The sequence below is a fragment of the Halopseudomonas sp. Lyrl_26 genome (assembly GCF_051948695.1).
Classification (GTDB): domain Bacteria; phylum Pseudomonadota; class Gammaproteobacteria; order Pseudomonadales; family Pseudomonadaceae; genus Halopseudomonas; species Halopseudomonas formosensis.
The window spans coordinates 327786-345945 of sequence record NZ_JAYJLH010000002.1; the positions used below are offsets into that span (position 1 = coordinate 327786).

At 64.5% G+C, this 18160-nt stretch carries 15 protein-coding genes; 2 read left to right on the forward strand and 13 right to left on the reverse strand.

Annotated elements, in window-relative coordinates:
- Positions 1-130 precede the first annotated feature (130 nt).
- Positions 131-847: a YebC/PmpR family DNA-binding transcriptional regulator gene (locus tag VF673_RS04835; RefSeq protein ID WP_090539172.1), complete on the forward strand. Its 717-nt coding sequence runs from the start codon at positions 131-133 to the stop codon at positions 845-847.
- On the opposite strand, the gene VF673_RS04840 is transcribed toward VF673_RS04835, so the two are convergent.
- From VF673_RS04840 to norR, 12 genes are all read right to left on the reverse strand, one after another.
- Entirely contained in the window at positions 842-1639 is a 798-nt protein-coding gene (locus tag VF673_RS04840; RefSeq protein WP_440291097.1) for a metallophosphoesterase family protein, read from the reverse strand. The two genes, VF673_RS04835 and VF673_RS04840, sit on opposite strands and share 6 nt — an antisense overlap.
- On the reverse strand, positions 1636-2616 hold the full coding sequence (locus VF673_RS04845; RefSeq protein ID WP_440291098.1) for a diacylglycerol/lipid kinase family protein: 981 nt from the start codon (positions 2614-2616) through the stop codon (positions 1636-1638). The genes VF673_RS04840 and VF673_RS04845 overlap by 4 nt, the downstream gene beginning before the upstream one ends.
- Before the next feature lie 31 nt (positions 2617-2647).
- Positions 2648-2914 (reverse strand): DksA/TraR family C4-type zinc finger protein, encoded by a 267-nt coding sequence (locus VF673_RS04850; RefSeq protein ID WP_440291099.1) that lies wholly within the window; start codon positions 2912-2914, stop codon positions 2648-2650.
- 10 nt (positions 2915-2924) lie between these two features.
- The gene (gene glgP / locus VF673_RS04855; RefSeq protein ID WP_440291100.1) at positions 2925-4571 is read right to left on the reverse strand and encodes an alpha-glucan family phosphorylase; all 1647 of its coding nucleotides are present in this window, start codon (positions 4569-4571) and stop codon (positions 2925-2927) included.
- Positions 4572-4801: 230 nt separating this feature from the next.
- Complete coding sequence (tatA, locus tag VF673_RS04860) at positions 4802-4996, reverse strand: twin-arginine translocase TatA/TatE family subunit (protein ID WP_177197839.1); 195 nt, start codon at positions 4994-4996, stop codon at positions 4802-4804.
- Positions 4997-5021: 25 nt separating this feature from the next.
- A complete protein-coding gene (locus VF673_RS04865) occupies positions 5022-5597 on the reverse strand; it encodes a nitrous oxide reductase accessory protein NosL (RefSeq protein ID WP_090539161.1) in 576 nt (191 codons plus the stop codon).
- A 24-nt stretch (positions 5598-5621) separates the two neighbouring features.
- The gene (locus tag VF673_RS04870; RefSeq protein ID WP_440291101.1) at positions 5622-6449 is read right to left on the reverse strand and encodes an ABC transporter permease; all 828 of its coding nucleotides are present in this window, start codon (positions 6447-6449) and stop codon (positions 5622-5624) included.
- Positions 6446-7372 carry an ABC transporter ATP-binding protein gene (locus tag VF673_RS04875; protein ID WP_440291102.1) on the reverse strand — a complete coding sequence of 309 codons (927 nt, stop codon included), beginning with the start codon at positions 7370-7372 and terminating at the stop codon, positions 6446-6448. Before VF673_RS04875 ends, VF673_RS04870 begins: the two co-directional genes overlap by 4 nt.
- Positions 7372-8673, reverse strand: coding sequence for a nitrous oxide reductase family maturation protein NosD (locus tag VF673_RS04880; RefSeq protein ID WP_440291103.1), 1302 nt, complete (start codon positions 8671-8673; stop codon positions 7372-7374). Before VF673_RS04880 ends, VF673_RS04875 begins: the two co-directional genes overlap by 1 nt.
- Positions 8674-8751: 78 nt before the next feature.
- A complete protein-coding gene (gene nosZ, locus VF673_RS04885; RefSeq protein ID WP_440291104.1) occupies positions 8752-10677 on the reverse strand; it encodes a TAT-dependent nitrous-oxide reductase in 1926 nt (641 codons plus the stop codon).
- 37 nt (positions 10678-10714) lie between these two features.
- On the reverse strand, positions 10715-12880 hold the full coding sequence (nosR, locus tag VF673_RS04890; RefSeq protein ID WP_440291105.1) for a transcriptional regulator NosR: 2166 nt from the start codon (positions 12878-12880) through the stop codon (positions 10715-10717).
- Between the two features lie 111 nt (positions 12881-12991).
- Complete coding sequence (gene norR, locus VF673_RS04895) at positions 12992-14554, reverse strand: nitric oxide reductase transcriptional regulator NorR (protein ID WP_440291106.1); 1563 nt, start codon at positions 14552-14554, stop codon at positions 12992-12994.
- 152 nt (positions 14555-14706) lie between these two features.
- Here norR and VF673_RS04900 point away from each other — a divergent pair, with 152 nt between their 5' ends.
- Positions 14707-15057, forward strand: a complete 351-nt coding sequence (locus VF673_RS04900) for a hypothetical protein (RefSeq protein WP_440291107.1) — start codon at positions 14707-14709, stop codon at positions 15055-15057.
- A 27-nt stretch (positions 15058-15084) separates the two neighbouring features.
- On the opposite strand, the gene VF673_RS04905 is transcribed toward VF673_RS04900, so the two are convergent.
- Complete coding sequence (locus tag VF673_RS04905) at positions 15085-18159, reverse strand: efflux RND transporter permease subunit (RefSeq protein ID WP_440291108.1); 3075 nt, start codon at positions 18157-18159, stop codon at positions 15085-15087.
- Position 18160 lies beyond the last annotated feature (1 nt).

The window sequence follows — 18160 nt, forward strand, 5'->3', positions numbered from 1 at the left end:
ATCAGTTCTGACTGGATAAACGACGCGGGAGTTCAGACCGGATTTTCCGCTGGGCGGGGAGTGGAAAATACTCCAGCGCAGCGGGCAACTGACGTAGAATGACGGCTTTTCAATCAAACGGGACCGCCGGATGGGACGCGCTTATCAGAACCGCAAGGAATCCATGGCCAAGACGGCCGACGCCAAGACCAAGCTCTACAGCAAATACGCACGGGAAATCTATGTCTGTGCCAAGTCCGGCGGTGTCGACCCGGCAGGCAACCTGTCCCTGCGTGGCCTGATCGAGCGGGCCAAGAAGGATCAGGTGCCGGCCCACGTGATCGACAAGGCCATCGACAAGGCCAAGGGCGGCGGTGGTGAGGATTTCTCGGTGGCGCGTTATGAGGGTTTTGGCCCGGGTAACTGCATCGTGATTGTCGAGTGCCTGACCGATAACCCCAACCGCACCATTGCCGATGTGCGCCACTGTTTCACCAAGACCAAGTGCAAGATGGGCACCCCCGGCAGCGTCAGCCACATGTTCGACCACTGCGCTATCCTGGCCTTCAAGGGCGACGACGAGGAAGCCGTGCTCGAGGCGCTGATGATGGCTGATGTGGATGTCACCGACATCGAGAACGAGGATGGCCTGATCACCGTTTTCACTCCCAACACCGAATATGCCAAGGCCCGCCAGGCGCTGACCGAGGCCCTGGGTGAGGTGGAGTTCGAGGTCGACGAGATCCAGTTCCTGCCCCAGACCTTCACCGCCATCGGCGAGGAGGATCGACCCATGTTCGACCGCTTCCTCGACATGCTCAATGATCTGGATGACGTGCAGAACGTCTACCACAACGCCGAGCTATAGGTCGCTCAGGCGCAGCTCGCTGCGCTCGACCTCCACGAAGCCCTGACCCGCCAGATAATCCCAGCGGGTCAGGCAGCAGCGCCGCGGCACGCCGGCGTCGTATTCGATCAGATTCACCGAGTTGGGCACGGCGCCGCGGATGCGCGTCGAGAGCCCCGTGCCCGCCTGCACTGCCCAGCCGCGCCGCTCGGGCTGGCTGCCCTGCAGCGGTACCAGATAGGGCAGGTGAATGTGTCCACCCAGCAGCAGATCCGCCCCGGCATCCACCCACTCCGGTACTGCCCGCTCCCGACCGATCAGCAGGTTGCTCAGGTCCGACTCTTCTATGGCGCGAACCGGATGGTGCAGCATCACTATGCGCAGCTGTCCGGGTGCGGCCTGTTGCAGGCGCCGGCTCACCCGCTGCACCTGGGCGGCGGACACCTGACCGTCCTTGTGTCGCGCTGGCCGAGTACTGTTGACGCCGATCACCAACAGCCGTGGCGTGTCCAGCACGGGCTCCAGATCCTGCCCGAACGCCTGGCGGTAGTTGCCGTAGGGATTGAACAGACGTGCCGCCAGATTGAACAGCGGCAGATCGTGATTGCCGGGCACGGCCATCACCGGGGCGCCGAGACGCCGCACGAAAGCCCGGGCGGCGGCGAACTGGCCGCGCCGCGCCCGCTGGGTGATGTCGCCGCTGAGCAGGCAGTGATCCGGCCGCAGTTGCTGCTCCAGTTGCAGCAGGGCCTGAACCACTCCGGGATCCTCGGTGCCGAAGTGCAGATCTGACAGGTGCAGCAGACGGGTCATGGATGCTCCGGTGTGGGGGCGCTGCGCGGAATGAGCAGCGGCAGCACATGCGGGGCAATGCGGAAGGTCAGGGGCGTGCGCATGCGCAGTATCTCGCCATCCACCGCCACCTTGACCATCCGCGGCCGGGCATTGGGGCGCACCGTCAGGTTTTCGAAACCGAAGCTGATGACATTCTCCGCTTCACCCATGCGGCTGAGCAGGCCCTGCAACAGCAGCAGGTAGAGCGCGCCGGTGCCCACCGGTCTGGAGGCCAGGGCCACCAGATGGTCGCGATTGTCCGGCAGCGCCGGATCCACACCTATGTGCTTGAGCTGCAGGGCGTTGTTGCAGACCACCAGGGTCGGCGTGCGCAGGCGCTCGTGGCGGCCGCCATGCTCCAGGGTGATGTCGAGCTGGCGATGGGCCCGCGCCAGGGTGACCAGGGCGGCGACCAGGGCGATCCAGCGGCTGCGACCGTAGCGCTGCTTGTACTCCTCGCGGTCCTCCAGCAGTTGCGGATAGAGGCCGAGACTGGCATTGACCAGAAAATAGCGTCCGTTGATCTGACCCAGACTGATGTATTCCAGACGGGCGTTGAGCAGGTCGTGCATCGCCTGGCCGGTGTCCTGGGAAATGCCATGGGCGCGGCCGAAATAGTTGAAGGTCCCCTGGGGCAGGACGCCGAAGGGCACGCCCTGGCCCACCACCGCCTGACACACCGCATTCAGGGTGCCGTCGCCACCGACGGCGACCACTATGCCGCCCTGTTCACGGGCCAGGGTCACGGCCTTCCGTGCGGCGCTGGCCAGGTCGGCGCCGCGCTCCACCACCAGCAGCTCGCAGCGGCGCCCGGCCTCGGCACAGGCTGTCCTTATGGCCTGGCGTGTGGCCTCGCTATCCTGTTTTCCGGAGCGGCTGTTCATGACCAGGAACAGGGGTTCGCAGCCGGTCAGCTGGACCACCGCGGCAGGGGTTTCGGGAACGGCTGTATGCAAGCAAAGCTCCTTCCGGTATCGGGCCGGCATTTCAACGTAATTGACTGTCCTTGCTGCCGCGGCGGTTGTAACCGGCGGACTGGCGCTGGTCGGCATCATGCTCGGTCTGGCAGGGTACGCACAGGCGCACCCCGGGCAGTGCCTCGCGTCTGGCCTGCGGAATGGGGTCGCCGCATTCCTCGCAGTGGGTCAGGCTCGGCCCCGTCGGCAACTGGCTGCGTGCCCTGTCCACCGCATCCTGGATGCTGTCTTCTATCTGTTCCTGAACGGCACCGTCCTGCGCCCAACCTGTGGCCATGGCGTTCTCCTCAGGGGTTGTACATGAGTTCGTAGTACTGGTGTGCCAGCCGGTCGGAGTCGAAGCGGGGCTGTACATCGCGCATGCCCTGTTTCATCAGCTGCAACCAGCGTCCAGGTTGATCGTAGTACATGGGCAGGGCCCGGTTCTCGAGCAACTCCATCAGCTGCAGAGCGTCTTCGGCGCGCTGGGCCTCGACATCCCCGGTCGGATCGGCCGGCGGTATCAGCAGACAGTTGTGCCCGTCCACGGCGAACTCCGGTACCCAGCCGTCGCAGATGGACAGGTTGACCGCACCGTTCATGGCGGCAGTCATGCCACTGGTGCCCGAGGCCTCGCGCAGCCGTTGCGGCGTGTTCAGCCAGATATCCGCACCCTGTTTGAGCAAGCGCGACAGGCGGATCTCGTAGCCGGTGAGCACCGCGATCCGGGGATGGCGCCAGGTCAGACGCACCAGCTGGTCGAACATGTCCACGGCGGTCTGATCGAAGGGGAAGGGCTTGCCCGCCCAGATGATCTGAACCGGTCGCTCCTGCTGCTCCAGCAGCCGATTGAAGCGATAGAGGTCGTGCAGCAGCAGGTCGGCACGCTTGTAGGCGGCAAAACGGCGGGCCCATACCAGGGTCAGCGTCTGTGGGTCGAACAGCTTGCCGGTCTGATCGGCCACCTCCTCGAACAGCGCCCGCTTCATGGCCTGCTTGCGTGCCACCAGCGCCGCATCGTCATCGCTGTCCAGCGCCTGGCGCAGCTGCGGGTCCTGCCAGAAACGGGCATTCTGGGCATTGGTAATGCCGATGATCGGACAGATCCCGGCATTCTCGCTCCACATGTCCCGGGCCACCTGCGCGTGCAACCGGGATACGCCGTTGGCCCGTGCGGCCAGGCGCAGGGCAGCCAGAGTGTGGCTGAACAGGGCGCCGTCGGTCCCGGTAGCCTGCCTGACGGTCTCCAGCGGCAGGCCGGCGAAGTAACCCATGCTGTGCAGGAACTGCGGGTCGCTTTCCTCGTTGCCCGCCTTCTCCGGGGTGTGGGTAGTGAATACCACGCGTCGGCGGACCTCAGCCACATCACCGAGTCTGGCCAGCAGATGGAAGGCCAGGGGCAGCGCATGCGCCTCGTTGAGGTGGTGAATGGCCGCGCCACCGAGCTGTTCAACCACCTGGGCACCGCCGATGCCAAGAACTATGCTCTGGGCCACCCGGGTTGCCGGTTCCGTGTCATACAGGCGGTGGGTGATGGTGCGGGCGAGGTAGTCGTTTTCCGGAATATCGGTGGTCAGCAGATAGACGGGGGCAGTGCCGAAGGTCTCCGGCGCCAGACGCAGTACCCGGATATGTACCGGATGACCATTGACGCTGACCTGGGCACGCAGATCCGTCGGCTGCAGGAAGGGGTAGTACTTCCTGATGAACTGCACCCGCATGCACTGATCGTCCTGGCGTACCTGGTCGTAGTAACCGTACTTCCAGAGGATGCCGATGCCGATCAGGTTCTGCTGCAGATCGTGGGCGCTGCGCATGTGCGAGCCGGCCAGAAAGCCCAGCCCGCCGGCGTAGATCTTCAACGCCTGATCGATGGCGTACTCCATCGAGAAGTAGGCCACGGCCTTGCGGTAGCGCGGATCGGGCTCCCAGGGGAGCGGTCGAGGTGAATCCATGAGGCGTGCCCTTGAGCGGTTGCCACGGGGTTACCTCTTACAGACAACGGAGAAGGGCATGGGTGCCGCTGACACCGTCGGGATGTTGAACACGCGCTCGACGACGGGGTCTCTGCCGCCTGAGGCTGTGCAGGCGCAGCGCGGGTGCGCTGCACCCCGGGCAACAGGCGACGGGGCGTGCGCCCGCGGGCGGCGATCGGACTTGCCGACCCGATAGGCGCGAAGCCTGTTCAGGAATGCTGTTGGCTCTTGAGCTTGTCGCTTTCCAGCGCTGCGGGCGTGCTGTCACCCTCGTTGACGGCCTTGCGGAAGCCGCTGATGGCGCTGCCGACATCCGACCCCAGGCCGCGCAGGCGCTTGGTGCCGAACAGCAGCACCACGATCAGCAGAATGATTGCCAGTTGCCAGATACTGATACCCATCATCTCGTTGAACTCCTCGGTACCGACCTCAGTGGCCGGTGTGACTGTGTGGATCCATCGGCTGGGAGTGCATGTCATGCCCCATACCGCCGTGCTGCGCAGCTGCGGCCTGCTGCAGGAACTGCTCGTCGATGTCGCTGAAGGCTACTACCCGTGCGCCCTGGTGTCGGGCGGCCAGTGCCTCGGCGGCCTCGCGCTCGGCAAAGGAGGCCAGCGATGCGCCCATGGCGCCTTCCAGCCCGGTGCCGGTGACGTACCAGGCCTGGGTGGCATCGACCAGGTACGCGTCATCGGGCTGGCCCCAGTGACTGCGACCCATGTCATGGACGTAGAGGCGCAGCTGCAGGATACGGTTCTCCGGTTGCAGCCACCAGCTGAGCATTTCCGCAGTGGAGCAGAACTTCCGCACCCCGTCGCGGGCTACCGCCTGCCCCTTGGGCCCGGGGAAATCCATCACCACCATGCCGCACACATGGCATTCGTCCTCGCTGTGGAAGGCCACCGGGTCCAGGGATACCTCGGCCTCTTCCCGGTCGCCGCAACCGGCCAGGCCCAGCAGCACTGCCAGGATCAGCCCCAGGGGAAGGTTGTATCGCAGTTTCATGACAGTTTTCCTCTTTCCTTGAAATCAGGCAGCCCGACGGCGGAAGGCCGCCCAGGCCAGCAGCAGGGCGGCGCCGGCCCAGCCCAGCAGACAGGCCCAGAGCACGGCGCCGTGCACGGGCAGATCCTCGGCCAGCGACAGCACGCCGATGGCGTTGCCGCCGTCGAAGCCGCCGTGGTTGATCAGCCGGTAGATGTCGGTGGGGTTGAGCAGCAGCAGCCAGGGCAGCAGTTCGGGGTTGAACTTGCCTTCACTGAACACCAGCAGGGCCAGCAGCACCAGATCGAATACCAGCACGAAGAGGAACCAGACCCCCAGGGCCAGTCCGGCGGCACTGGACTTCTCGCTGACCAGGCTGCTGAGCAGGTAGGCCAGGGCGAGGAAGGCCCAGCCCAGCAACGTGGAGGACAGCATGAAGCGGCCGAAGGCCCAGACCAGCAGGTTCAGCTCGATATCCTCGACCAGGGCGCCGATGGCGACTGCCGCGCAGCCGAAACCGATGAGTACCGCCAGCGCCAGGATCAGGCCGTGACCGACGAACTTGCCGAGCAGTATCTGCCCGCGGCTGATGGGGTAGGTCATCAGCAGCATCAGGGTGCCGCCTTCGTCCTCACCGACGATGGCATCGTAGGCCAGCAGCAGGGCGATCAGCGGCATCAGGAAGGTGGCCAGGCTGGCCAGACTGGCGACGGTGGCAGGAATCGAAGTGAAGCCCAGCTGCCCGGACGCCGCCGCGCCGAGCCAGGCGATACCCACCGCCAGTACCGCAAACAGCACACTGATGGCCAGCAACCAGCGGTTGCGCAGGCCGTCGCTGAGTTCCTTGCGCGCAATGTTCCATACCTGGTTCATGCCTTGTCCTCCGCCGCACGCGCGCGGCTGGCGCGTTCGGTGTAAAAGCGGTACAGATCCTCCAGCGAGGGCTGCAGTATGTCGATATCGCCGGGCTGGTCCCGGTCCAGCAGCTGACGCAGCAGGCTCATCTTGGTGGCGGCGCTGCCGGTCAGCTCTATGCCGTCGCCCCCCAGCGGCCGCGCGTTGCCATTGAGCGAACTGAAGCTCTGCAGTACCTGCTCGCGTTGCTTGAGGCCGGTAGCGCGGATACGCGAGGGCAGACCGGCGCCGGTGCGCAGGCTGCTCAGGGTGCCCACGGCTTCCAGCTGGCCGCCGGCCAGGATCGCCGCCCGGTTGATATGGGCTTCCACCCCCGGCAGCACGTGGGAGCAGAGGATGACGCTGGTGCCCTGCTGGCGCAGCCTGTCGATCAGTACATACAGGTCCTGGGTGGCGATGGGGTCGAGGCCGACAGTGGGCTCATCGAGCAGCAGCAGGCGCGGCTCGCCGAGCAGTGCCTGGGCCAGCCCCAGACGCTGGCGCATGCCCTTGGAGTAGGTCTTCACCCGGCGATCGGCGGCGTGGGCCAGACCCACCTGTTCCAGCAGCTGGTCGGCCTGCTGCCGCGCCGCCCCCTTGATGCGGGCGAAGTGGTGCAGGGTCTCGCGGCCGGTCAGCTGCGGATAGAACATGACGTTCTCCTGCAGGTAGCCCATGCGGCGGCGAACATCGGCATCATTCGGCGCCTGACCCAGCACCCGCAGCTGCCCTTCGCTGGGGGTGAGCAAGCCGAGGATGAGTTTCATGGTGGTGGTCTTGCCAGCGCCGTTGTGACCGAACAGCCCCAGCACCTCACCTTCCTCCAGATGAAGGTCCAGTTGGCGCAACGCGGTCATCTTGCCGTAACGCAGACTGACGCCCTGGATATCAACTGCATTCATCAATGGGTTTCCTGTGTAGGTTGAATCAGATGGGTGGTGGGCATCCGCATCAGGGGGTGGCTGTCCTGCACGCCCTGCATCCTGATGACCGGGAAGGCCCGCTGTACCCAGCGCAGCACCTGGATGGCCGGACTGTTCATCAGCAGGCGCACCTGGGGATACATCCACAGCAGGCGGTCGACGTTGTCGTTGGGTTCGTAGGGCACATCGCCGAGCCCGTCATCGTTGCGATCCCAGCCCAGATAATCGCTCCAGAAATTGCCGCGGCCCTCCACCGACCACTCCTGGGTGCGGGTGGCCACGTACTTTACCTGCTGCTCGTTACCGGCAAAGGTGTTGCTGCTGATCCTGTTGTTCTCCGAACCGGCGGTCAGGTGAATGCCCAGGTTGCTGTGTTCGAAGTGGTTGTTGGCGATGGTGTTGAACAGCGAGTTGTAGATGAACAGCGCCTTGCCCTCGCCGCCCTTGATCATGCTGTCATCACCGGTCTGCCCCCGCTGCACGTTGGAGACGAAGTTGTCGGTGATGGTCGAGTAGGTGATGAAGTTCATCAGGATGCCGTAGTTGCGGTCATCTTCGGAGCGGTTGTGCTCAACCGTCAGCATGCGGCTCTGCATCAGCGCGTAGCCGGTGCGGGTGCGGCGTGTGGTGTTGCCGATTACCCGGTTGCTCTGGGAGAACATGTAGTGGATGCCGAAGCGCAGGTCCTCCATCAGGTTGCCCTGGATCAGGTTGTTGTTCGAGTTGCCCAGGTAGATGCCGTCGCGGGTATGGCGCACCCGGTTGTTGAGCACCCTGGCTTCATTGGTATTGATCAGGTGGATGCCGTTGCCCCGGTCCTGGGAGCGATAATCGGTGTCGCCCTCGACCTGGTTGTTCTCCACCACCAGATTGCGGGTGCCGTCCGACCAGATGCCGAAGCCGGGGCCGCGCAGCCGGTTGCCCTGTAGGGTCACGTCGGTGGCGCTGGGCTCGACGAAGATGCCGGCGTTCATCTCGGTCAGGTTGGAGCCCCAGTTGCGCAGGGTGCAGCCTTCGATGGTGACACCTGGCGCCCGTATGGTCAGCAGGTTGTCATGGCCACCGCCATCGAGCACCGCCTCCGGTGCACAGCGCAGGTGAATCGGGGTCTCCAGTACAAAGTTGCCGGTATGGGTGCCGGCGGGCAGAACGGAAATCTCGCCATCAGCCTGCAGCGGCAGGCTGTCGATGGGCAGGGGTGAGGCCTGGGTGTTCGCCCAGAGGCCACAGGCGATCACAAGTGCCGCAAGGTGCCGGCCTGGAGCCAGATGCGTGAACAATGCTGCATTCCTTCATGCCGGTTGAGTGGATCAGGGATGGTGCGATCCGGGCGCGGCCAGCGCGCCCGGGTTCCCGGTTTATGCCGGCTCGACCAGCATGCGGCCGCACATTTCCATGTGCAGAGCGTGGCAGAACCAGCTGCAGTAGTACCAGTGCACACCGGGTTTGTCGGCGGTGAAGGTGATCGACGAGGTCTGCTGAGGACTGATCTCCATGCTCACACCATGGTTGACCATGACGAAACCGTGGGATACGTCTTCGATCTGGTCAATGTTGGTGATGATCACGGTGACTTCATCGCCCTGCTTGACGGTGAACTCGTTGATGCCGAAGGACGGCGCCATGGATACCATGTACACCCGGACCTTGTTCCCATCACGGATGATCTTGTTGTCGGTGGTCAGGTTGATGCCGTCGGCCTCGGCCATCTTCACGGTTTCGGCGAAGAAGGGGTCGTCCCGATCCCAGATCTTCTTGGTGCGGATCTGGTCGCGGCGGCACATGATGCAGTCATGCGGCTCGGCGTAGGTCGGGCCGTCGTGCACCAGCACCATTTCGTCGCCGGAGATGTCGATCAGCTGGTCGTTCTCCGGGTGCAGCGGGCCGGTGGGCAGGAAGCGGTCCTTGGAGAACTTGGACAGCACCACCAGCCACTGGCCGTCGGCTTCCCGGGTCTCGGTCAGCGAGGCGTGGGTGTGACCGGGCTGGTAGTGCACGTCCAGCTTCTGCTTGATGTAGTTGACGTTCTCGCCGTTGTGCGCGCGGATCGCCTCCTCGATGTTCCACTTGACGATCTGGCTGTCGATGAACAGGGTGGTGTAGCCGTTGCCGCGGCCGTCGAAGGTGGTATGCAGCGGCCCCAGGCCCAGTTCCGGCTCCGCCACGACCACGTCACGGGGGTCGCTGATCTTGCCGTCGAACAGATCAGGCAGCTTGTCGATGGCGATGACGGAGACGGTCGGCGACAGCTTGCCCGCTGCGATGAAGTACTTGCCGTCCGGCGAGGTGTTCAGGCCGTGGGGGTTCTTGGGCACCGGGATGTAGCGGGTGACCTTGCTGTCCTTGCCGTCCTTCCTGCGACCGTCGACCACCGGTACCTTGGAATCACCCAGGGTGATGAAGTTGCCGGCCTTGACCTCGGCCTCGATGGCGTGGACGTCGAACACCACCACCCAGTCGCGTTCGTTGCGCATGGTGCCGCCCAGGTCCAGGGCCTTTTCCGAGTTGTAGCAGGTGGAGGCGCAGAAGCGGCCGGTGTAGTCCATGTCGGTGTTGTCGAGGTTGCCGTCGACGATCACCTGCCAGGCCACTTCCATGGTTTCCGCGTCCACCGCGTTGTACATGGTGTAGCTGTTCTCATCATCCATGGCGAAGATCTTGCCATCGTTGGGATGGGGGATGATGAACTCGGCGTTACCGAACACGTACTTGGTATGGGGCACCTTCTGCAGGCGCAGACCGTGGATGGCCTGGACGTTGGGGATGGTGACCATCTTGTCCGTCTTCATGATGTCCAGACGGATACGCGCAATGCGGCTGTTGGCCTTGTCGTTGATGAACAGGTACTTGCCGTCGTACTTGCCATCGGTCATCGACAGGTGCGGGTGGTGGCAGTCGCCGTTGGTAAACCTGGCACTGTCCCCCATGATCCGCTTGCTTTCGTTGGTCATGCCCCAGCCGGTGGCGGAGTCATGGTTGAACACCGGGATGCGCATCAGCTCGCGCATGGACGGAATGCCCAGCACGCGGACTTCGCCCTGGTGGCCGCCGGACCAGAAGCCGTAGTAGGTATCCAGCTCGCCGGGGCCGACATGGATCTTGTCCATCGCCTTCTTCTGGGCGTCGCTGACGGCCTGGGCCCAGGCCTCACGGCTCATCACCGCGCCGCCGAAGGCAGTAGCGGCCACTGCCGCACCGGTGGCCGCGCTGGCGCCGAGGAAACCACGCCGGCTGAGGCCCCTGGCTTCCGGACTGGCCGGAGGATTGTTGATCTTGTCGCTCATGTTGAAGCTCCTTGTTGGCACACTTGGTTGACGTTGGTCAGGGTTCTACTACTTGCACTACCGGAATCAGCTGCTCATCCGGCGCTTTCTTGCCACGTGTCTTGCGTTTGTTCTTCAGGATCAGCGGCGGACACTTGTTCTCGTTGTGGTAGGTCATCTGGCAATCGAGGCAGTAATGGCACTCGTTGTGGTTGATATGGCCGTCCGGGTGGATGGCCTGGATCTCGCATTCCTTGGCGCACAGCTGGCAGGGGTTGCCGCATTCCTTGCGGCGCTTGAGCCAGTCGAACAGGCGCACCCGGCTGGAGACGGACAGGGCGGCGCCCAGCGGGCAGAGGTAACGGCAGAACACCTTGCGGGTGAAGATATTGACCACCAGCAGGATCACCGCGTAGAGCACGAACCACCACTGGCGGTCGAACTTGAGCATGATGGCGGTCTTGAACGGCTCCACCTCGGCGGCCTTCTCGGCCAGCATCATCGATTCCAGGGAGATGCCGAACAGCACCAGCAGGATGATGTACTTGATCGCCCACAGCCGCTCATGCACCGCAAAGGGCAGCTCGTACTGGGGTATTTTCAGCTTGCGCGCGACCTCGTTGATCAGCTCCTGCAGCGCACCGAAGGGGCACAGCCAGCCGCAGAACACGCCGCGGCCCCACAGCAGGATGCTGGCGGCGGTGAAGGTCCAGAGAATGAAGATCACCGGATCGCTGAGGAACAGTTCCCAGCGGAACTCGGTTACCAGGGCATGCACGAAGGTCAGCACGTTGACCACCGACAGCTGCCCCAGAGCGTACCAGCCGATGAACACCACGGTGAAGGTCAGGTAGCCGTGGCGCAGCCAGCGCAGGAAATTGGGGTGCCGGGCGAAGCTGTCCTGGAAGAACAGGATGATGGTCAGCAGCAGCAGGGCAACCAGAATCACGCCGACCTGAAAGCTCTTCTGGTACCAGATGTTGACCCACATCGGCCGGTTGGCCTCCTCGATGGCGCGCAGCTCCTCGGGGGTGGGTTCGGGGCGCTGGATGTAGTCCTCGGGTGTCTGGTAAGGCAGCTCGAAGGTGACAAATGTGCTGTCCACCGGCCCGGTCTGGCGGCGTACCAGCAGTTCCAGGGTCCAGGGGGTGCCGGGATCGAACTGGGCGTCCTCGCGCAGAATGAACACGCCCAGCTCCTGGAAGCGCGGCGCGCCGTCGGCCATGAGGTCATACAGGCGCTGGTGATCCAGGTCGCGGAAGCTGTGGATGTTGCCGAACTGTCGGATCTGGAAGCGATCGTAGATGCCACCGCGGACAAAGCCAGAGCCCTTGTAGGAGTAGCGGCCATTACTCAGCACGGCAAAGGCGTGTTCGCCGGGCTTGAGATCCTGCATCAGGAAACGGTACTGGTTGTCGCCCAGCAGGTTGCGGCCGACGGTCGGCGGATTCAGGTAGGCCACGTGCAGGTCGATGAAGGTCTCTTCAAGCTGGTCCGCCGGCACCTGATCGACCTGTTCGGCAGCGGTGCCGACAAAGGCCTGATTGACCTCGGCATTGCTCAGCAGCAGGCGGCGGATGGATCCATCCCCGATCAGTTCGGTCCAGCTGGCTGGCCGATAGACCTCCTCGAGCACAGTGGCCGGGCGACTGCGGGCCAGGGTATTGCTCTTGACCAGACCAAGGGCTGCGCCCACCTCCTGGGCGGCGCGCATCACTATTTCGTTGACCACCATGACGGTCACGGTGGCCCCGGCAACCGCGTCGACGGTGACCGCATCGGGATCCTTCGAGCGTCCGACCACTACCCGCTGGTCGGCGCGAATGCCGTGGTACAGGGCATTGAAATCGTGCAGGCGCTGCTCGGGGATGCCGATCAGCAGGATCGGCTCATGGTGCTCCAGCACATAGGCATCCTGGATCACGCCCTCGGTGTCCAGCAGGATCAGCATGTTGATCGGCTTGCCTGAATAGGCGGGAATGTTGAGCACGTTGATGCTCTCGAAGGCATAGCCGTAGACGGTACCCACGCTATCGGCCAGGGTGCGTATCCCATACTCGCCTTCGGGCTCGGAAATGGCGGTCACCTGCGGGAAGAACTGGCTGATGCGTTCCTCTATCAGTGCCTGCTCGGCGGAGGCCGTCGCGGTGAGGAAGAAAGACAACATCAGTACCAGGCACAGCAACCATCGGCTGGGTCCTGTGGCAGTGCGCGACGCGTTCATGGCAGACACTTCCCGTGTTCAGGGGTTCATTATCGTTATCCCGGCATGCTTGAGCCTTGCTCAGCATCAATGTCCTGTCAAATCGCCGGGAGAACGGCTCGGTAATTCGGTTCAGTTTTTGCTTCGGCCGCCCGGTGATGCTCCTTCCAGTCCCAGGCGGCGGGTCAGCCGGTGCAGGTTGCCCCGGTCGATCTTCAGCGCCCTGGCGGTCGCCGACAGGTTGCCCCTGTTGTGCTGCAGCAGGGTGCCGATCAGGCGACGCTGGTAGTCATCCACCGCTTCGCGCAGGCCATTGACCGGCAGGACGGCATCGGGGGCTGGATCCCACCCACAGGCCGACAGGCCCTCATCCAGCCCGAGGTCTGTGGCGGTCAGCTGCAGGTTGCTGCCCTGGGCCCGGGCTCGGAGCAGGGCGCGGCCGATCAGGTGTTCCAGCTCGCGCACGTTGCCCGGCCAGCCGTGTTCCAGCAGTGCCTGCCTGGCGCTTTCGGTGAGGCCGGCGCTGCGGATCTGCAGGCGGGCCCGGTTCCGTTCGATGAAATGCCCGGCCAGCAGCAGCACGTCCGTTCCGCGCTCACGCAGGGCCGGCACCTGCAGCGGATAGGCACCGAGGCGGTGATAGAGGTCGGCGCGAAAGCGTCCCTCGCGCACCGCGCTGCCCAGATCCCGGTTGGTGGCGGCGATGATGCGCACATCTACCTGATGTTCGCGGTCCGACCCCAGGCGCTGCAGCTGGCCGCTCTGCAGTACCCGCAGCAGCTTGGCCTGGACCGGCAGCGGCAACTCGCCGATCTCATCGAGAAACAGGGTGCCGCCATCGGCCAACTCGAACTTGCCGGCACGCGCCGCGGTGGCCCCGGTGAAGGCGCCGCGGACATGGCCGAACAGCTCGCTTTCCACCAGAGACTCGGGCAGGGCGGCGCAGTTGATGCTGATCAGGGGTTTGTCGTGGCGCGTGGACTGCTGATGTATGGCCCGGGCGACCAGCTCCTTGCCGGTTCCGGTCTCGCCGCAGATCAGGACGGTCAGGTGACTGCGCGCTACCAGTGCCATCTCGCTCTGCAGGTGGTGCAGGGCCGGGCTGTCGCCGATCAGCTCGGGGGCTGCGATCGGCGTGGCGGCATCCCGCCAGGTCTGTGCCGAGCGCTTCTGCTGCTCGGCAACCCGGGTCAGCCAGCGCATGCGCTCGCTGGCCTTGACCGTGGCGGCGGCCAGATGGCCGAAAGCTTCCAGGGTATCGAGACTGATGCTGCCGAAGCGTGCCGGATTCAGCGAGTCGAGGGTGAGCACGCCCCAGGCTCTGCCATCGATGTGCAGGGGGCAGCCCAGGCAGTCATGCACCTGCAGTGGACCGCTGGTGCCGCTGATCAGGCCGTCATAGGGATCGGGCAGATCGCAGTCGGCGGCAAAACGGGTGGCCCGCTGCTGCTCGAGGATGTATTGCAGGCGCGGGTGTTCGTCCACGTGGAAACGTCTACCCAGGGTATCGGTACTCAGCCCCAGCACCGCCACGGGTACCAGGCGACCGCCGTCCAGCCGCAGCAGCGCCAGGGCGTCACAGGGCAGGCAGGCCTGCAGTGTCTGCAGCAGGCGCCGGTAGCGCTCGGCCTGGGGCAGGTCACGGCTCAGGTCGTCGAGCAGTGGCAGCAGCGCGGTGAGTGGCGAGGGGCGCATGGGTGTGTTTTCCACATCGTCTGGGCGTTCTTACCCGGTTGGTGGTTGTTAATGTGACGACTTCACCGGCGCATATCCTTGATTTTGGTCAAATCCGCCACTGGCATGCTTCCTGAATAGGTCCCGGTACACTTATCCACAGGAGAAATGGCATGAAGGTGAAAGCAGGCGTGGTAGCAGCGGTATTTGCTCTGGGCAGTATCCCCGCAATGGCGGAGCAGGTGGTGGCGGAAGTGGGTGATACCACAGTCGGCGCTGGGCTGGGCGTGAGCACCGGGCTGATGGTCGGCGGCGCTGCCGGTGGTCCGCTGGGCGCGCTGGTGGGTGCCGGTGCCGGGCTCTGGCTGGGCAGGACGGTGCAGCAGGCAGGCGGGCTGGAGGAGCGCGCTTATCAGGTCCGCGACGGGATGGGTGAGCTGGATATCGTGCGCTCACCGACAGCGCAGTTCGCCGTCGGCGATCGGGTCGAGCGCCGCGGCAACCGCCTGTACGCGGTGCCGTAGCAAGGTGAGGGGGCCTGTGGCCCCGGATCAGCTGTGCTGCGGCGGCCTGACCCTGAACCAGGCGGCATAGAGTGCCGGCAGGAACAGCAGCGTCAGGGCTGTGGCCACCGTCAGTCCACCCATGATGGCCACGGCCATCGGGCCGAAGAACACGCTGCGCGACAGCGGTATCATCGCAAGGATCGCCGCCAGCGCGGTCAGCACTATGGGCCGGAAACGCCGCACCGTGGCATCGATGGTGGCGGTCCAGCGGTCATGGCCGGCGGCGATGTCCTGATTGATCTGGTCGACCAGGATCACCGAGTTGCGCATGATCATGCCGGACAGGGCGATGGTGCCGAGCATGGCGACGAAGCCGAAGGGTTCGCGGAACACCAGCAGGAACAGGGTGACTCCGATGATGCCCAGGGGCGCGGTGAGAAATACCATGGCTGACAGGGAGAAACTGCGCAGCTGGATCATCAGCAGGGTCATGACGACCAGCCCGAGCAGTGGCAGCCCCTTGATGATGGACTTCTGTCCCCGCGCCGAATCTTCCACGGTGCCCCCGGTGTCGATGCGGTAGCCGCTGGGCAGCTGTTCGCGGATCGACTGCAGGTTGGGCAGGATCTGCTTCACCACGGTGGCCGGCTGCTCGGCGCCTGGGATGTCTGCCAGCACTGTCACCGTGGGCAGCCGGTCCCGACGCCAGATGATGCCTTCCTCGAAGCCGTACTCCAGAGTCGCGACCTGCTCCAGGGCAACGCTGCGTCCGTCCCCGGTGGGAATGGCCAGACTCGGCAGGTGCTGCAGCTGGTCCCGCTCCTCGCTGGTACCGCGCAGCAGTATCTCGATCAGCTCGTTACCGTCGCGGAACTGGCTGACCCGATTGCCGGTGAGCTGGCTGGCGAGGAAGCCGGCCACATCGGCGGTACTCAGGCCCAGGGCCCGGGCGCGTTCCTGATCGATGTTCAGGTGGACTATCTTGCTCGGCTCCTCCCAGTTCAGATGGACATGGTTGACCGCCGGGTTGCGCCGTACCTGGGCGGCGACCTCCCGGGCCACACGGCGCACCTCATCGATATGCTCGCCGGAGATACGGAACTGGATCGGATAGCCCACCGGCGGGCCGTTCTCCAGTCGGGAGATGCGGGCGCGCACCTCGGGGAAGTCGCGGGCGAAGACCTCCATCAGCCAGCTGCGGATCTCCTCGCGATCTTCGATGGAACGGGCCTTGACCACGAACTGGGTGAAACGGGTGGCCGGCAGCTGCTGATCCAGCGGCAGGTAGAAGCGCGGGGAGCCGGTGCCTATGTAGGCGACAAAGTTCTCGATGCCCGGGTGATCGCGCAGGCGCTCCTCCAGACGTCTGGCCTGTGCCTCGGTCGCCTTGAGCGAGGAGCCCTCGGCCAGGGTCAGGTCGACCATCAGCTCCAGCCGACCCGAGGGCGGGAAGAACTGCTGGGGAACCAGCCGGAACGCCAGCAGCGAACCGATGAACAGGGCCAGGGTCAGCAGCAGCACCAGCCAGCGGTGGTTCACGCACCAGACGATGGTAGCCCGCACCCGGTGGTAGAAGGGGGTGGCATAGGGATCCTGACCCTCGGCGTGGCTGCCGTGCTTCTTTGCATGCAGGGCGGCCATGTCCGGCAGCAGCCGGTAGCCCAGCCAGGGTACGAAGATCACGGCGGCAATCCAGGACACCAGCAGGGCGATGGTCACCACCTGGAAGATGGCGCGGGTGTATTCCCCGGTGGCCGAGGCGGCGATGGCAATGGGCAGAAAGCCGGCGGCGGTGATCAGGGTCCCGGTCAGCATGGGGAACGCGGTACTGGTCCAGGCGAAGCTGGCTGCCTTCATGCGGTCAAAGCCCTGCTCCATCTTGATCGCCATCATCTCCACGGCAATGATGGCATCGTCCACCATCAGGCCCAGCGCCAGTACCAGCGCGCCCAGGGAGATCTTGTGCAGACCGATGTCGAACTGGTTCATCAGGGTGAAGGTCATCGCCAGCACCAGCGGGATCGACAGGGCCACGACCAGGCCGGTGCGCAGGCCCAGGGAGAAGAAACTCACCACCAGTACGATGATGACCGCCTCGGCCAGTACCCGGACGAACTCGCCGACACTGTCGCGTACCGCTTCAGGCTGATCCGAGACCTTGTGCAGCTCCATGCCCAGAGGCAGGGTCTGGCGCAGCCGATCGAACTCGGCCTCCAGGGCATCGCCCAGTTGCAGGATGTCGCCCCCGGGTTTCATCGATACCGCCAGGCCCAGGGCATCCTGCTCCATGAAGCGCATGCGCGGGGCCATGGGGTCGTTGAAGCCGCGGAAGACGTCGGCGATATCCTCGATATGGAAGGTGCGGTCACCGACCCGCAGGGGGAAGCGGCGGATTTCCTCGACGCTGCGGAACTGACCGGAGACCCTCAGCCGTACCCGCTCATCCGGGGTCTCGAAGAAGCCGGCCTCGCGCAGATTGTTCTGCTCCTGCAGTGCCTGCTGCACTGCCGGCATCGACAGGCCCAGGGTAGCCAGCCGCGGGTTGGATATCTCGATCCAGATCTTCTCGTCCTGCACGCCGATCAGCTCGACCTTGCCGACGTCGCGGATGCGCTGCAGCTGCAACTGCAGGCGCTCGGCATAGTCCTTGAGCACGGCGTAGTCGAAGCCTTCACCGGTCAGGGCATAGATGTTGCCGAAGGTGGTGCCGAACTCGTCGTTGTAGAAGGGACCGACGATATCCGGCGGCAGGGTATGGCGGATATCGCCTACCTTCTTGCGCAGCTGGTACCAGAGCTCCGGAATCTCCCGGGGCGGCAGATCGTCCCGGGCGACGAAGGTGATGGTGGACTGCCCCGGGCGTGAATAGGACACCACCTGCTGGTAGTCCCCGGTCTCCATGACCTTCTGTTCGATGCGGTCGGAGATCTGCTGGGCTACCTCCTCGGCGGTAGCGCCGGGCCACTGGGTGGTCACCACCATGGCCTTGAAGGTGAAGGGCGGGTCCTCGCTCTGGCCCAGCTGCCCGTATGACAGGACGCCGGCCACCGCCAGCACCAGCATGAAGTAGAGCACGAGCTGGCGGTTACGCAGCGCCCAGCTGGAGAGGTTGAAATTCATG

What these genes read in the sequence shown, in the direction of transcription:
- VF673_RS04835 (WP_090539172.1), top strand. Translation starts at nt 131, where the DNA reads ATGGGACGCGCTTATCAGAACCGCAAGGAATCCATGGCCAAGACGGCC.
- VF673_RS04840 (WP_440291097.1), bottom strand. Translation starts at nt 1,639, where the DNA reads ATGACCCGTCTGCTGCACCTGTCAGATCTGCACTTCGGCACCGAGGAT.
- VF673_RS04850 (WP_440291099.1), bottom strand. Translation starts at nt 2,914, where the DNA reads ATGGCCACAGGTTGGGCGCAGGACGGTGCCGTTCAGGAACAGATAGAA.
- glgP (WP_440291100.1), bottom strand. Translation starts at nt 4,571, where the DNA reads ATGGATTCACCTCGACCGCTCCCCTGGGAGCCCGATCCGCGCTACCGC.
- tatA (WP_177197839.1), bottom strand. Translation starts at nt 4,996, where the DNA reads ATGATGGGTATCAGTATCTGGCAACTGGCAATCATTCTGCTGATCGTG.
- VF673_RS04865 (WP_090539161.1), bottom strand. Translation starts at nt 5,597, where the DNA reads ATGAAACTGCGATACAACCTTCCCCTGGGGCTGATCCTGGCAGTGCTG.
- VF673_RS04870 (WP_440291101.1), bottom strand. Translation starts at nt 6,449, where the DNA reads ATGAACCAGGTATGGAACATTGCGCGCAAGGAACTCAGCGACGGCCTG.
- VF673_RS04875 (WP_440291102.1), bottom strand. Translation starts at nt 7,372, where the DNA reads ATGAATGCAGTTGATATCCAGGGCGTCAGTCTGCGTTACGGCAAGATG.
- nosZ (WP_440291104.1), bottom strand. Translation starts at nt 10,677, where the DNA reads ATGAGCGACAAGATCAACAATCCTCCGGCCAGTCCGGAAGCCAGGGGC.
- nosR (WP_440291105.1), bottom strand. Translation starts at nt 12,880, where the DNA reads ATGAACGCGTCGCGCACTGCCACAGGACCCAGCCGATGGTTGCTGTGC.
- norR (WP_440291106.1), bottom strand. Translation starts at nt 14,554, where the DNA reads ATGCGCCCCTCGCCACTCACCGCGCTGCTGCCACTGCTCGACGACCTG.
- VF673_RS04900 (WP_440291107.1), top strand. Translation starts at nt 14,707, where the DNA reads ATGAAGGTGAAAGCAGGCGTGGTAGCAGCGGTATTTGCTCTGGGCAGT.
- VF673_RS04905 (WP_440291108.1), bottom strand. Translation starts at nt 18,159, where the DNA reads ATGAATTTCAACCTCTCCAGCTGGGCGCTGCGTAACCGCCAGCTCGTG.